General features: G+C 68.6%; 14 protein-coding genes. 10 read left to right on the top strand and 4 right to left on the bottom strand.

The window, feature by feature from the left end; genetic code table 11:
- Positions 1-14: 14 nt before the first annotated feature.
- Positions 15-1,664 carry a DUF222 domain-containing protein gene (locus tag ACESK8_RS04855; protein WP_372967531.1) on the top strand — a complete coding sequence of 550 codons (1,650 nt, stop codon included), beginning with the start codon at positions 15-17 and terminating at the stop codon, positions 1,662-1,664.
- 68 nt (positions 1,665-1,732) lie between these two features.
- Here the strand turns inward: ACESK8_RS04855 and ACESK8_RS04850 are convergent, their stop codons facing one another.
- Entirely contained in the window at positions 1,733-2,386 is a 654-nt protein-coding gene (locus ACESK8_RS04850; protein ID WP_060927650.1) for a response regulator transcription factor, read from the bottom strand.
- A gap of 266 nt (positions 2,387-2,652) precedes the next feature.
- On the opposite strand from ACESK8_RS04850, the gene ACESK8_RS04845 reads away from it, so the two are divergent.
- A complete protein-coding gene (locus ACESK8_RS04845; RefSeq protein WP_245647444.1) occupies positions 2,653-3,795 on the top strand; it encodes a histidine kinase in 1,143 nt (380 codons plus the stop codon).
- 260 nt (positions 3,796-4,055) lie between these two features.
- Here ACESK8_RS04845 and ACESK8_RS04840 read toward each other — a convergent pair whose 3' ends face one another.
- Positions 4,056-4,799: a GntR family transcriptional regulator gene (locus tag ACESK8_RS04840; RefSeq protein WP_372967530.1), complete on the bottom strand. Its 744-nt coding sequence runs from the start codon at positions 4,797-4,799 to the stop codon at positions 4,056-4,058.
- A 170-nt stretch (positions 4,800-4,969) separates the two neighbouring features.
- Between ACESK8_RS04840 and ACESK8_RS04835 the strand changes: the two genes are divergently transcribed.
- The 6 genes from ACESK8_RS04835 (at position 4,970) to ACESK8_RS04810 (ending at position 11,601) form a co-directional block, all read left to right on the top strand.
- The gene (locus tag ACESK8_RS04835; protein ID WP_372967529.1) at positions 4,970-5,899 is read left to right on the top strand and encodes a phosphate/phosphite/phosphonate ABC transporter substrate-binding protein; all 930 of its coding nucleotides are present in this window, start codon (positions 4,970-4,972) and stop codon (positions 5,897-5,899) included.
- 131 nt (positions 5,900-6,030) lie between these two features.
- Complete coding sequence (phnC, locus tag ACESK8_RS04830; protein WP_372967528.1) at positions 6,031-6,876, top strand: phosphonate ABC transporter ATP-binding protein; 846 nt, start codon at positions 6,031-6,033, stop codon at positions 6,874-6,876.
- A complete protein-coding gene (phnE, locus tag ACESK8_RS04825) occupies positions 6,873-8,606 on the top strand; it encodes a phosphonate ABC transporter, permease protein PhnE (protein ID WP_372967527.1) in 1,734 nt (577 codons plus the stop codon). Before phnC ends, phnE begins: the two co-directional genes overlap by 4 nt.
- Positions 8,603-9,751 (top strand): TIGR03364 family FAD-dependent oxidoreductase, encoded by a 1,149-nt coding sequence (locus tag ACESK8_RS04820; RefSeq protein ID WP_372967526.1) that lies wholly within the window; start codon positions 8,603-8,605, stop codon positions 9,749-9,751. The genes phnE and ACESK8_RS04820 overlap by 4 nt, the downstream gene beginning before the upstream one ends.
- Entirely contained in the window at positions 9,748-10,503 is a 756-nt protein-coding gene (locus tag ACESK8_RS04815; RefSeq protein ID WP_372967525.1) for an HAD family hydrolase, read from the top strand. The genes ACESK8_RS04820 and ACESK8_RS04815 overlap by 4 nt, the downstream gene beginning before the upstream one ends.
- Before the next feature lie 9 nt (positions 10,504-10,512).
- Positions 10,513-11,601 (top strand): alcohol dehydrogenase catalytic domain-containing protein, encoded by a 1,089-nt coding sequence (locus ACESK8_RS04810; protein WP_372967524.1) that lies wholly within the window; start codon positions 10,513-10,515, stop codon positions 11,599-11,601.
- Positions 11,602-11,613: 12 nt separating this feature from the next.
- Here the strand turns inward: ACESK8_RS04810 and ACESK8_RS04805 are convergent, their stop codons facing one another.
- Both ACESK8_RS04805 and ACESK8_RS04800 read right to left on the bottom strand, forming a co-directional pair.
- Positions 11,614-12,123 (bottom strand): CinA family protein, encoded by a 510-nt coding sequence (locus tag ACESK8_RS04805; RefSeq protein ID WP_372967523.1) that lies wholly within the window; start codon positions 12,121-12,123, stop codon positions 11,614-11,616.
- Positions 12,120-12,641, bottom strand: coding sequence for an FHA domain-containing protein (locus ACESK8_RS04800; protein ID WP_372967522.1), 522 nt, complete (start codon positions 12,639-12,641; stop codon positions 12,120-12,122). Before ACESK8_RS04800 ends, ACESK8_RS04805 begins: the two co-directional genes overlap by 4 nt.
- A gap of 192 nt (positions 12,642-12,833) precedes the next feature.
- On the opposite strand from ACESK8_RS04800, the gene ACESK8_RS04795 reads away from it, so the two are divergent.
- Complete coding sequence (locus tag ACESK8_RS04795) at positions 12,834-13,181, top strand: ATP-dependent DNA ligase (protein ID WP_372967521.1); 348 nt, start codon at positions 12,834-12,836, stop codon at positions 13,179-13,181.
- Positions 13,182-13,350: 169 nt separating this feature from the next.
- Positions 13,351-14,235, top strand: coding sequence for an SDR family oxidoreductase (locus ACESK8_RS04790; RefSeq protein ID WP_372967520.1), 885 nt, complete (start codon positions 13,351-13,353; stop codon positions 14,233-14,235).
- Positions 14,236-14,283 lie beyond the last annotated feature (48 nt).

Here is a 14,283-nt window from a genome sequence, read left to right as displayed (position 1 = left end):
TGTTGAGTGGGGGTATGCACAGCACCGCGGAGCTTCTGGATCGGGTCATCGCAGACCTCGACACGGTGATGTCCGCCGACGCGCTCGCGGCACTGACCGACGCGCAGCGGATCACGGTTCTGCAGGGCGCCGGGGCGGCGTTCCGACGGGTGGAGGCGGTGATCGTCGAGACCGTCGCGACGGGTGACATGGGTGACCTGCCGCACTCCGCCGGATGTCGGGGCCTGAACGAGCTGTTGCAGCGGACGGTTCAGGTGGATGTGCGGGGTGCGACGCGGGTCGACAAGGTCGTCGATCTGGTGCGGCGACCGGTGAGCCTGGCGGGGGAGCGGATGCCGGCGCGGTGGTCCGAGATGCGACTGGCCCTGCTGGACGGGGTGGTCGGTATCGCGGGCTTCCTCGCTGCGACCGGGCCGATCGAGAAGGTGTGGGATCGGCTCACCGTCGATCAGCGGCTGGCTGCCGATGTCGCACTGGCGGGCTGCGCGCGCGGGTACGGCATCGACGCCGACGTCGAAGACGACGCGTGTCCTGATGCCGATGCTGATGCCGATGCTGATGCCGATGCGGATCCCGATGAGGAGAACCCAGGATCGGAGGAGCCTGGACCCGCCCCGACGGCTCAGGACCTGAAGTCTCTCGCGGAGGACCTCGCGTCGATGTTCGATCCGGACGGTGAGGAGCCGAAGGACGAGGATGCACGTCGGCGTCGGGGGATCACGATCGGTCGTCTGAAGGACGGCGTGCATGCGATCCGCGGGTACCTGACCCCGGAGGCCGCGGCGCAGCTGCAGCTGATCATGGACGCGATCCTGAACCCCAAGGGCGACGGCCCGCCTGAGCCCGGCGTGCACTTCACTCCGAGCGACGGCACCGAAGCGGATGCCGATGCGGATGCGGATGCGGATGCGGAAGTCGATGTCGATTCGGGCGCGGAGCGGGTGGATCCGTTCAACTCGGATCCTCGGTGCGTGCTCGACGACCGCACCGCGGCGCAGAAGCGTCACGACGCTCTGATGATGGCTTTCGCTATCGCCGCCCGACACCGAGACATGCCCACCCTCGGCGGATCGTCGCCGGTGCTCGTCGTCACGGTCGATGCGGAAGACCTCTCCGCCCACTCCACAGGTGCCGCGTTCGGACGTGCGGCACACGGAACGCTCGGTGAGCACGGCAATGGCGGATGGGCGACGATTCCCGGATCCGGCGCCCACGTGCCCGTCTCGGTCGCCGCGCAGGTCGCCTGCGCGGGAGCGATTCAGCGGGTGCTCCTGGACGAGGGCCGGATCATCGGGATCACGACCACCGATCGGGTGTTCACCGTGCACCAGCGGCGGGCGATCATCGCCCGGGACAAGGAATGTCTGATCCCCGGATGCCACGTTCCGGCATCGTGGTGTGAGATCCACCACGTGACAGAGCATGCCAAGGGCGGGCCGACGCACACGGACAACGGTGTGCCGTTGTGCTGGTGGCATCACCGGTCCCTCGGTACCTCGGGATGGGAGATCCGGATGGACGCCGGCCTCCCGCAGGTACGGGGACCGAGATGGTGGGATCCCGAGCAACGATGGCGTGTCCCACGACTCAGCAGCCCACGACTCAGCACCCCACGACTCAGCAGCCCACGACTCACCAGCCCGGGAATACCCGCGGGTCGCTGAACGACCCTGCCCACACCGGCTGAACCGCTGCGCGCATCAGACGATCAGTGGCGCAGACGCGCGGTCGCTCAGCGGAATTCGACGAGGCCGGCGTGTGCGGCCGTCACGAGGATCTGCACGCGGTCCCGCACATGCCACTTCGACATGATGCGCCCGAGGTGGGCCTTCACGGTGCCCTCCGAGACGATGAGGGTACGAGCGATCTCGGCATTCGACATGCCCTGGGCCAGCCGCTGCAGAACCTCCTGCTCACGCTCCGTAAGCGGCTCGAGCGTGTCGTCCCCGCCGACCGGCTCCGTATCGCGCACGTGCTTGATCAGCAGCGAGGCGATCCGTGGTGAGAGGGAGCTCGCACCGCTGTACACCTCGCGGACCCCCTCGAGGATGCTTGCGGCGCTGGAGTCCTTCAGCAGGTACCCGGATGCGCCCGCACTCAGCATCGGCAGCACCGTGTCGCTGCCGTCGAGCGTCGTCACCGCGAGGATCTTCACCTCGGGCCACCGTTCGCTGATGACCGCCGTCGCTTCGATGCCGTTCATCTCCGGCATCTGCACGTCCATCATCACGACGTCCGGACGCTCGCGCTCCACCGCTTCGATTCCCTCGAGCCCTGACTCCGCCTCGCCGATGACGTTGATCTCCGGGTCACGAGAGACGAAGTGGGAGAGGGCAGAACGCACCAGGGGGTCGTCATCGACGATGAGAACGCGGATTTCCGGCATGTGGAGAAGCCTAACTGGGGTCGACGTGCGGTGAGCATCCCTAGACCTTTGGCTAGTGAGGTCTGGACTTGAGACAGATGTGACGCGGGCAGATCACCGAGAAGATGTAGTCAGACCTAAACAAAAGACCAACTCAGGAGGTGAATGGATATGACTTTTTGGCAGGGTGTCAGCAAGTTCTTTGGCTTTACTCGCTAATCTACCTGGCGAATAGGAGATACTGAAGCATGGCTTTAGGTCTGAGAAGCGAACGCGAGTCCCGCGTGATGCGTCTCGGCAAGGGTGAACGACTGGTCGCGATCGAGCGGATCTTCGTTCTCGCGATCATCGGAACGATCCTGGTGGTCGATGTCGTCGGACTTTTCCTCCCTTCGGAGGCCGGTCTTCTCGACACTGCGATCGGTATCGCCTCCACGGCGGTCCTCGCCCTCTATCTCTGGTCGCCTCTCTATGCGACATGTGCGCTCGCGCTCGTGTTCGCACTCTCGTTCCTCACCGGCACTGAGGCTTACGTCTTGACAGCCGCCGCTTTCGCGGCCGGGCTGATCATGCGTCTGGGGTGGAATTCCCTGATCCTCTCGTACGCCGGGCTGTTCCTCCTCGCGACCTCACTGGTCGCGATGGTGGACACGGACGACCCCATCAACATCGCGATCTACCTCGTCACCGCAGCGGTCTCCGGGGCTGTCGGCTTCGCTCTCCGCGCGGCCTTCGCCCGAGGGAGTCGGCTGGAGCAGCAACTGGCCGAGAAAGCCGAGCAGGAACGGCAGGCGGTGCTCGCCGAGCGACGCTGGATCGCCGGCGAACTGCACGACAGCATCGCGCACCACCTCACGGTGGTGTCGTTGCACGTGCAGATGCTCGACGACGATCGCACGAGCAGTGACTCTCAGGAAGCGATTCGGATCGCCGCCCGCAAGGCGATGACCGACCTCCGCTTCGTGATCGACCTCGCCGACGACGGCCCCCGCTCCGAGGGGATGCCGTCGGGCGACCTGGCCGCGTCCATCGACGAGGCCAAGGAGGAGTTCGAGTCCGCAGGACACTCCGTCGCGCTCAGCGGTGACCCCACCGACGAGCGCATCCCGCGCGCGGCGGAGATCATCCTCGCGCGCATCATGCGCGAGTCCGCCACCAACGTGCTCAAGTACGCGGGCCGCGGAGAGGTCGAGATCAGGCTCGACGTGGACGACGACGTGGTGGGGATGACGATCAGCAGCCCGCTGTCCGTCACCCCGCGTCGCGAGCTGTCCTCCAGCCGCACCGGCATCGGGCGGATGGCGGAACGCGTCCTCGGTGCGAGTGGCGAGTTCGACGCCGGCGAAGTGGACGGCCGCTGGGTCGTGTCCGCTCGGCTGCCGCTGGTCAGGGCCCCCGAAGCGCGTGCTGAGCAGTCTCGGAAGAAGTGAACTAGATACCGGAATACTGGTTTCGCTGCCCCGAACTTCCGCAGGATTCCGCGGGAGTGGGCCGAAATACTAGACGAAAGTCTATGCAAGGTCTCGACTATAGACCGTGTTCCATGGTGTAGTCGGCCGCTTACATTGGGTATACCCCAGAAATAGCGCATCCCCAGCGCTGTGATCGCGAGCGCGGTCTTGGAATCTGATCCCCATCGCGCTCGCGATCGGCTTCTCTCCTCGCGGAGAACGTGCCGATCGCCCTGAGCTTAGCCTCCGACTGCCCGCATGTAGTGGCCGTCCGTGGAGATGCCCGACGCCGCGACCGTGAAGCGCACGACCTCGCTGAGGTAGCGGTCCTCGGAAGCCTCGAAGATGCGTCCATCGGCATCGCGCGAGATCCGACTCAGTCGGAGGATCGGTGATCCCTGCGGGATCCGCAACAGCGTGGCATCCTGCTCGTCCGCGGCGACCGCGTCGATCTGATGCTGCAGGCCGACGATCGGGTGTCCGAGGGAGCTCAGGTACTCCGTGATCGAGATCTCGTCTGTGTCGACGTCGAACAGGCGTCGTCCGACCGCCTCGGTGTAGAAGAGCCGCTCGAGCATGGTGGGTCGACCGTCCAGCAGTCGGAGCCGCACGACGGCCACGATGATGTCGTCGGGGGAGACGCCCATCAGCTCGGCGCGGTCGCCCGCGCGCCGCAGACTGAGTTCCTGCGTCCGTGCGCCGGGCGTGACGCCGAGATCGCGGGCCCAGCGGGTGAAGGGCACGGAGACGTCGACCGCCTGATTGGCCTTCCTCGCCACGACGCGAGCAGGGCGCCCCCGTCCCGTCTCGATCAGGCCCTCGCTCCGAAGCACGGCGAGGGCGTTGCGAATGGGACCTCGAGATGTGTGCCAGCGATCGGCGAGGTCGGACTCCGTCGGTACGTCATCACCGGGGCGGAGAGCGCCCTCGGCGATCTGCGACCTCAGGTCGTCGGCGATCTGGGTGTATACAGCTTCAGCCACATAGGCATACTACTTGGCGACGGACCTGAACGTCGACACAGGAGGAGCGGGGAATGGTGGGCAAATCCGGGGTTAACGACCTCTGAACAGTTGCCAGTTAGGTATATATCTGACGATCGGTGCTGTCAGAGTTGCTGTCGGATCAGCCCTCCCACCTCCGAAAGGTCCTCATGAAGCTCCGCGTCCTCCCTGCACTCGCCGGTGCAGCGATTCTCGCTCTCGGCCTGGCCGCCTGCTCCGGCACGGCCGGCGCCACCAGCGGCACCGGTGCCGACGAGTCGTCCGCCGCCGGCGGATTCGCCGTCGACGAGAACACGCTCGTCTTCGGCGTCGTGCCCGACTCCGTCGACACCGAGACGAACTACCAGCCGCTCATGGACTACATCGCCGAGATCACCGGTAAGACGGTCGAGTACCACGAGTCGACCGACTACGCGGCGCTCATCGAGGCGGCTGTCGCCGGCAAGGTCGACGTCGCGTCGTTCTCGGGCTTCACCTATGTGACGGCCACCAACAACGGTGCGAAGCTCACCCCGATCTCGTCGATCGTGACCGAAGAGGGCCAGGAGCCGGGGTATTACTCCCAGGCGATCGTGCCCGCCGGCAGCGACATCTCGAGCATCGAGGACTTCGCCGGCAAGAAGGTCTGCTTCGTCGACCCGTCGTCGACGTCGGGATACCTCTTCCCGTCCTACAACCTGCTCGAGGCGGGCATCGACCCCAAGACCGACATCACCCCGGTCTTCGCGGGCAAGCACGACGTGAGCGTGCAGAAGGTCGGCGAGGGCGTCGAGTGCGAGGTCGGATTCGCCGAGGACTCCGAGGTCGAGAAGTCGGATGCCGTCAAGGTCATCGACGAGACCATGGTGCCGGGCGCCCCGCTCGTCTACTCGTCGACCCTCCCGGACGACGTCGCGCAGGAGCTCATCGACGGGCTGTCGGAGATCACGATCGACGACATCATCGCCGCCGGCATCGAGGGCGCGGACACCGACGCATTCCGCAGCGTGTTCTTCGCCACCAAGCCCGTGGACGACGCGTACTACGACCTGATCCGCGACATCTGCAAGGAGACCGAAGCGGAGCAGTGCCAGGGCTGACGCCCGATCGCTGACCGCGCCGGTCAGCCGAGCGCCCTTCGTTCCGCAGTCGTGCTCCCGCCCGGGGCAGCGGAGCGCAGGGCGCTCACCCGCACGAACCACGCTCGACGCCATGACCCTGGAGAAGTGACATGAACACGGCATCCGACGCCCTGATCCGCCTGGACGGTGTGACGAAGACCTTCGGCTCGACCACCGCGCTGAAGAACGCATCGCTGCAGGTCTCGCGTGGCGAGATCGTCGTGCTGCTCGGGCTGTCCGGCTCGGGGAAGTCGACGCTGCTGCGACACCTCGACGGTCTCGAGGTCCCGACCTCCGGCGACGTCGAGGTGCTCGGCTCGAAGGTCCCGACGCTCACGGGCAAGGCGCTGCGCAGGCTTCGCAGTCGGGTGGGATTCATCTTCCAGCAGTTCGAGCTCGTGCCGTCGTTGACGGTGCTCGAGAACGTGCTCACCGGATCTCTGTCGGAGGTCCGCGGCCCGCGGCTCGGCCTCTTGGGCTACTCGAAGGCGGCGAAGCTGCGAGCGCTCGAGCACCTCGATCGCGTCGGGCTGCTCGACCGGGCCTATCAGCGCAGCGACACACTCTCCGGCGGACAGCAGCAGCGCGTGGCGATCGCGCGCGCTCTGATGCAGAAGCCCGACATCCTGCTCGCCGACGAGCCCGTGGCGTCGCTCGACCCCGAGTCCAGCGACCAGGTGATGGCCCTGATCCGTGAGATCGCCGCCGACGAGGGGCTCACGGTCGTCTGCAGCCTGCACCAGGTCGATCTCGCGATCTCGTGGGCCGACCGCATCGTGGGTCTGCGCCACGGGGAGGTCGTGCTCGACACCCCGACCGGCGACCTCACCAAGGCAGAGGTCATGGAGATCTACGGCCGCGTCGCCACGACCACTGCAGAGATCCGGGCGGTGCAGGACGAACTCACCGAGATCACGGTCGACGTCGCTCAGCTCGACAAGGCGCGAGCCTCATGACCGTCGTCTCGGACGCGCTTCCGGCGCACGCGAAGCCCGCGGCGGGGGTCGCCGACCGCGCGCCTCGACGCCCGATCTCCGCCGAGCGCATCGCCGCCGGCCTGACGCTGCTGGCGCTCCTGGTGCTCGGCATCCTCGCGGTGGACGAGGTCGGCATCTCGATCCCGGCGATGGTGCAGAGCTGGGGCAACGCCGAGAACTTCATGGCCAGGGTGGGCGGCCTCTCGTTCCCCGAACCGGCCGACCTCGCGTGGCTGATCGCGCTCACCGTGGGGCTCGTGCTCGTCGGCACGCTGCTCGCTGCCGCGCTGTCGGTGCCGATCGCCTACCTCGCAGCCTCGAACACCACCCCGGGCAACGGATGGCGGGCCGCCGCCCGATTCGTCGGAGTGTTCACGCGGGCGCTGCCGGACGTCGTGCTCGCGATGGCGTTCGTGCTCATGTTCTCGCTCGGCACACTGCCCGGCATCCTCGCCATCGGCATCCATTCGATCGGGATGATCTCGAAGATGTTCGCCGACGCGATCGAGCAGATCGACGAGGGCCCCAGGCTCGCGATCCGGGCCGCCGGTGGATCGAAGATGCAGGAGTTCGCCTCGGGAATCCTGCCGCAGGTGCTGCCGAGCTGGGTCGCGACGGTGCTGCACCGCAACGACATCAACCTGCGCGGCAGCGTCGTGCTCGGCTACGTCGGCGTCGCCGGGCTCGGACTCGAGATGTCCTACGCCTTCAAGTCGCTGAACTACGGCAAGGGCCTCGGCATCGCCCTGGTGATCTTCATCCTGTGCGTCGTGATGGAGATCGTCTCGAGCCTGGTGCGCGGGGCGATGCTCGGCCAGCAGCGGCAGACGCGGTCGTGGATCGACCGCCTCATCCACCCGAGACTGCGCGGGACGACGGGCGCGGCGACGACGGAGCGCCCGGCGTGGGCGGCCAGCCCACGGACCGCCGTGCGTCGACCGTGGACCGCGGAGCGTGTGCGCAACACGATCGGCATCGTCACCGCGGTGCTCGTCGTGATCGGCAGCGTCGTCGTCAGCCAGATCAACTGGATGGACTTCTTCACCTTCTGGGCCAAGCTCCCCGAGGTCGCGGCGAAGTTCTGGCCGCCGTCCTTCGGCAGCTACGAGGCGTCGGCGATGATCGCGGCCATGCGGGACACGGTCGCGATCGCGCTCGCCGCGACCGTGCTCACCCTGCTGCCTTCTCTGATCCTCGGTTCCCTCGCCGCGAGCAACGTCGCACCCGGTGCGGGAGCGCGAGGCATCGCGCGCTTCCTGCTCGTCGGCATCCGCGGCATCCCCGAGCTGATCCTCGCGATCGTGCTCGTCGTCATCACCGGTCTCGGCGCCCAGGCGGGAGTCATCGCGCTGGCCGTCGGCGGCATCGGCCTGCTGGGCAAGCTGATCGCCGACTCGCTCGAGGAGGTCGATCGCGGACCCGAGCGCGCCCTGCGGGCCGTCGGCGCCACCCGACTGCAGACCTACGCCTCGGCGACCGTGCCGCAGGGCATGCAGGCGCTCATCGGGCACAGCTTCTACATGCTCGACACGAACATCCGCGCGGCGACCATCCTCGGCATCGTCGGCGGAGGCGGTGTCGGCTACTACCTGCTCAACGCCAGCCAGGGCTCGCGCTATGAGACCGTGACGGCGATCGTGCTGATGATCCTCGTCACCGTGCTCGTCGTCGAGGGTCTCGCGATGTGGATGCGGAAGGTGTTCCGATGAACGGCATCGCCGCCTCGGCAGGCTCCGCCGACCTCGTGGTGGTCGGCTCCGGCATCATCGGCCTCGGCGCCGCCTACGCGGCGGTGCGACGGGGTCTGAGCGTCATCGTCGTCGACAGAGCGGATGCTCCGGTCGGGGCGACGATCCGCAACTTCGGCCATCTGTGCATCGGCGCGCAGGCGGGGGAGGCACGGCGATACGCGGACCTGTCCCGCGACCTGTGGCTGCGCCTCGCCCAGGATGCGGGGTTCTGGATCCGCGAGTCCGGCACGCTGGTCGCCGCCCGTCACGCCGACGAGATCGCCGTCCTCGAGCACGCGGCGACCGACGGCGGCATCCGGTTGCTCGAGACGGACGAGCTGCTGCGCCTCGCGCCGCTGCGTCGCGAAGGGCTCCTCGCCGGGGCGCACATCGAGACCGACCTGCAGACCGATCCGCGCACCGCCGCCGCGGCGATCGTGCGGCACCTCGCGGCTTCGGGCGTCGACTTCCGCTTCCGCACCGCGGTGACCTCCGTCGCCGGACGACGCGTCGAGACGACGAGAGGCACGATCGCCGCCGGGGCCGTCGTCGTCGCGGCGAACCACGACATCGACCAGCTGCTGCCCGACGTGGCCGAGCGGGCGGGCGTCGTGCGCTGTGCACTGGACATGATGCGCGCGGCGGTGAGCCTCACGCATCCGCTCTCCGCCCCGCTGCTGACCGGGTGGTCGCTCGTCCGCTACGGACGCTTCGCCGAGGGGACGGCCACCGCGGCACTGCGCGAACGGCTGCATTCCGAGCGTCCCCACCTCGCCGCACTCGATCTCAATCAGATGTACACGCAGCTTCCCGACGGCACGCTCATCATCGGCGACTCGCACGCCACATCGACCGCGCCGGAGCCCTTCCAGCCCGAGGCCGCGTTCGCCGCGTTCCTCGCCGAAGCGGAGGCTCTGTTCGAGATGCCCGCCCCGCGGGTGCTGGAACGGTGGCAGGGCGTCTACGCGAAGGCATCGGAGGAGTTCCTCATCGACAGCGTCGAGGAGGGGGTGCTGGTGCTCGCCGCGACCACCGGCATCGGCATGACCACGGGTCTGGGGCTCGCTGAAGAGAATCTCACCGCCGCCTTCGGGTGGGCACCCGCAATGGAAGGAACACCATGACCGCTGCATTCCCCGCGCAGACCGCCGTCGACGTCGACCGAGGACTGGAACTCGTCGTCCTCGACATGGCAGGGACCACCGTGCTCGACGACGGGGTGGTCGAGCAGGCGTTCCAGCGCGCCGCCGAGCGCACCGGGGTGGCGGATCGGATGCCGTGGGATCAGGCCCTCACCTACGTGCGCGACACGATGGGTCAGTCGAAGTTCGACGTGTTCACCCACCTGGCGGGCGGCGACCTCGCTCTTGCCGAGCGGGCGACGACCGCGTTCGAGGGTGCGTACGCCGAGCTCATCGCCGAGATCGGAGTCACCGAGGTGCCGGGTGCGGCGGCGGCGATCCAGGATCTGAAGGATGCCGGACTCGCGGTCGTGCTGACGACCGGCTTCGCTCCCACGACCCGGGATGCGCTCATCGACGGCCTCGGATGGCACGGTCTCGTCGATCTGGCCCTGTCGCCGGTGGATGCCGGGCGCGGTCGTCCGGCCCCCGACCTGGTCCTGACCGCGCTCCTGCGCACCGGCGCCGCATCGGTGCGGTCCGTCGCGGTCGTGGGTGACACCGTCAGCGATGTCGAGAGCGGGCGTCGCGCGGGCGCCGGGTTCGTGGCCGGTGTGCTCACCGGTGCGCACGACGCTGACGTGCTCACGGCAGCCGGAGCGGACGCGGTCCTCGGCGACGTGACCGGCCTCTCCCGCGTGCTGGCCGAGCGGGGGATGCTCCCGCTCGCGTCGCGCACCGTTCGCGCCTTCTGAGGATCGGCCATGGGAACGCTGTTGATCCGCCCTCCCGGCCGCCGCCGCGATGTGGCGCTGCGACCTGCCGCGACCGCGATGGTCTGGACCGGCCTCGGGCATCCGCACGAGATGATCGCCGTCCCCGGCGTCGCGCTCGCCGAGCACGACGTCCTCGTCGCGGTCGAGATGTCCACGATCTGCGGGTCGGACGTGCACACCGTGCAGGGGCGGCGGTCGGCTCCGGTGCCACTCGTGCTCGGACATGAGAGCGTCGGGCGCATCATCGCGCTCGGCGACGCGGGCGCATCGGCGGTCGACGGGGGAGTGCTGCGCATCGGCGACCGGGTCGTCTGGTCGGTCACGGTCTCGTGCGGTGCGTGCGACCGTTGCGTGCGGGGAATGACGCAGAAGTGCCGCACGCTCGGCAAGTACGGGCATGACCGGGTCGGCGTCCACGGCGACCTCACCGGAGCATTCGGCAGTCACGTGCAGGTGCGTGCGGGGACGGCGATCGTCAGAGTGCCGGAGTCGCTGCCCGCCTCCGTCCTCGCCCCGGCGTCGTGTGCCACGGCGACCGCATGGGCGGCTGTCGCTCGCGCGGCGCGTGACCGAGACCTCGAGGGTGCGTCCGTGCGGATCCACGGAGCGGGTCTGGTCGGCCTGTCTGCAGCGGCCATCGCCGTGGAGCGCGGCGCCCGTGTGGAGGTGGTGGATCCCGATCCGGTGCGCCTGGCCCTCGCCGCGCGGTTCGGAGCCGTGCGGCTCGAGGAGGAGCCCGATGTCGTCATCGAGGCGTCGGGGCACGCGGTCGCCGAAGCGCTCGCCGGTGTCGGCATCGGCGGCACGGTGGTGCTGGTGGGGAGCGTGTTCGCCGCTGACAGCGTCGCCCTCGACGCCGAGGGGATCGTCCGGCGCCTCGTGACGGTCACCGGTGTGCACAACTACACCGGTGCGGACCTCGCCGAGGCCGTCGGATACCTCGCCGGCCGCGGCCGCGCGTATCCGTTCGCGGAAGCGGTGGGAGACGTGCGTCCGCTCGCTGAGATCGACGAGGCGATCACGGCAGCCTCAGCGCCCGGCGCGCCGCTGAGGATCGGACTGGTTCCGGGACGCTGAGCGGCAGGACGGTCAGCCTGCGGCTGCGCCGCCGCGGCGTGGACCGGCGGGACGGATCGCCTCCGCGTGGAACTCGAGCAGCCGCGTCGCGGCATCGACCGTATCGTCGAGCACTTCGACGGGCTCGCCGGTGAGCGCGAGCATCCGGTGGCCCACCCCCTCGGCCGTGGCCCAGCCGAGGTAGACCGTCCCCGGCTCATGTCCGCCCTCAGGACCGGGGCCCCCGACGCCGGTCGTCGAGACGCAGACGTCGGCGTCGAAGAGCCGGCGCCCGTTCTCGGCCAGCTGCTCTGCGCACTCCGGAGAGCACGGATCGGTGCCCGGGGTGAGACCCAGGAGACGCTCCTTGACATCCGTGAGGTAGGCCACGACTCCACCGGCGAACCAGTTCCCGGCACCCTCGCCCGCACCGACCGTGCTGGCCAGGCGTCCCGAGGTCAGGGACTCCACGACGCAGATGCGCAGACCACGCTCTTCGGCGACCTCGCTCAGGCGCTCCAGAGCCGACTGATCGTCGGTCACTTCTCTTCTGCGGAGTCCGCGTGGGTCGGAGCGTCGGTCTCGACGCCCGCCTCATCGGAGTAGTCGGGGCGTTCGGGCTGCAGCGGCTGATCGGAGTACTCGCCGCCCAGGCGTCCGCCATACGGGCGACCGTGGTCGGCGAACTCCTCGCGGGCGTACACGAGGGTCCATTCGCCGACGGTGAAGCGCGCCCCGGTGCGGAGGGTCTGCATCCGCTCGCCCGGGTGGGTGGCGTCCGCATCCGGATTGGCGTTCATCTCGCCCGCGCCATGCATGTCGAGCACGTACTCGTCGCGATCGTCGTGCGTGATCGTCGCATGCACGGGATCGGCGCCGTCGAGGCGGAGTTCGTTGTCGGCAGCCGAGCCGATACGCACGACATCCGCCTCCAGGGCGAACTCGGCGCGCTCGCCGTCGCGCGTGATGCGCAGGCGGGGGTTTCCCGCGCCGAACTCCGCGTGGGTCGTCTCGGGGGTGTAGCCCTCATCCGAGCGTTCGTCGATGTGTCGTGCGTTCATGGTCACGCCTCCTCGCATTCGGAGTCAGCTTACGGGTGCGCGCGAACTGGTCGGAGGGGGTTGACTTCGGCGTCCCCGATCCTCAGTCTCGGGAGGTCGGCGATCGCCCCGGCGGTCGAGACCGTGCGGCTGGAGCGAGCTCGGAAAGTTCCCATATGCTCGATAGAGAGAATGTGCAGAGGAGGGCCTCACGTGGGCAAGTTCATCTACGAGGGCAGCGTCAAGACCGAGATCGAGGATCGCGCTCTCACCCACCTGCAGCTCGTCATCACCGCGAAGCTGCGCAGGGCCGAGCCCTTCCCGTTCAGCTGGCGCGAGGATGCGAGCGTCGGCGGCGGACGCACCACGGTCTGGATCCAGCCGGGGAGCTCCCTGGTCTTCAAGTACTTCGGAAGCCGGCAGCCGTCGGTGAACCGCGCCTGGGTCGATGCCCTCGCGTTCACCGCCAACGCACCGAGCGGCCTCTACCTGGTGCCCGAACCGCAGGACACCGCCGGCGCACCGGGTGCCGGCGAGGTTCCCGCTGCCCCAGGGCCCTGAGTCGACTCCTGTCCTGAGCCGACTCCTGCCCTGAGCCGACAGAGACGTTCGCTGCGCCCGTCCCGCGTTCGTCGATGATCGGCGTGCTTGTCAACCCCCTGCCGCCCGCTACTGCCCGCCGCGAGTCTCGATGGACACCCATCACCGACCGCGAGGACGAGGAGACATCATGGCTGACAGCACGCCCGACCCCCGGAGCCAGCATCGCGAAGAGGGCTTCCCCGGACAGCAGCAGGATCAGCCGGGACTGACGGACGAGACGCACCCGGATCCCGATCACGGCGAGACGTCGTACGAAGGGCACGGGCGTCTGCAGGGGCGCCGCGCTCTCATCACGGGCGGCGATTCGGGAATCGGCCGCGCGGTGGCGATCGCCTACGCCAGGGAAGGCGCCGACGTCGCGATCGTCCACATGCCGGAGGAGCAGGAGGATGCCGACGAGACGCTCGAACTGGTCCGTGCCGAGGGCCGGACGGGCGTGAGCCTCGCCGGCGACGTGCGGGACGAGGGCTTCGCCACCGAGCTGGTCGCACGCACCCGCGAGGAGCTCGGCGGGCTCGACGTGGTCGTGCTCAACGCCGCATATCAGCACGACATCGACGGCTTCGAGAACCTCGAGACGGAGCAGATGCGGCGCGTGTTCGAGACCAACCTGTTCGGACTCCTGTACTCCGCGAGGGCGGCCTACCCGCACCTCGAATCCGGAGCGAGCATCATCGTGACCGCATCCGTGCAGGCGTTCCAGCCGTCGCCCGGCCTGATCGACTACGCCATGACGAAGGCCGCACAGGTCGCGTTCGTCAAGGCCCTCGCCGAGGAGGCGGGGGAGCGCGGCATCCGTGTGAACGCGGTCGCCCCCGGCCCGATCTGGACGCCGCTGATCCCGGCCACCGGCTGGGACGAGGAGCGACTGAACAGCTTCGGCAAGGACACACCGCTCGGAAGGGCCGGCCAGCCCGCCGAGCTCGCCGGTGCCTACGTGTACCTCGCCTCCGCCGAGTCGTCGTACACGTCCGGATCGGTGATCGCGGTGACCGGAGGCAAGCACCTCTGATCGCGCCGTAGGCTGGGCGGCGGCCGTCCACGGCTCCGATCCGTCTCC

It is taken from the genome of Microbacterium sp. (assembly GCF_041641055.1).
GTDB lineage: Bacteria > Actinomycetota > Actinomycetes > Actinomycetales > Microbacteriaceae > Microbacterium.
Note: the sequence above shows the minus strand (reverse complement) of the source record. Positions and strands in the feature narration are given on the sequence as shown.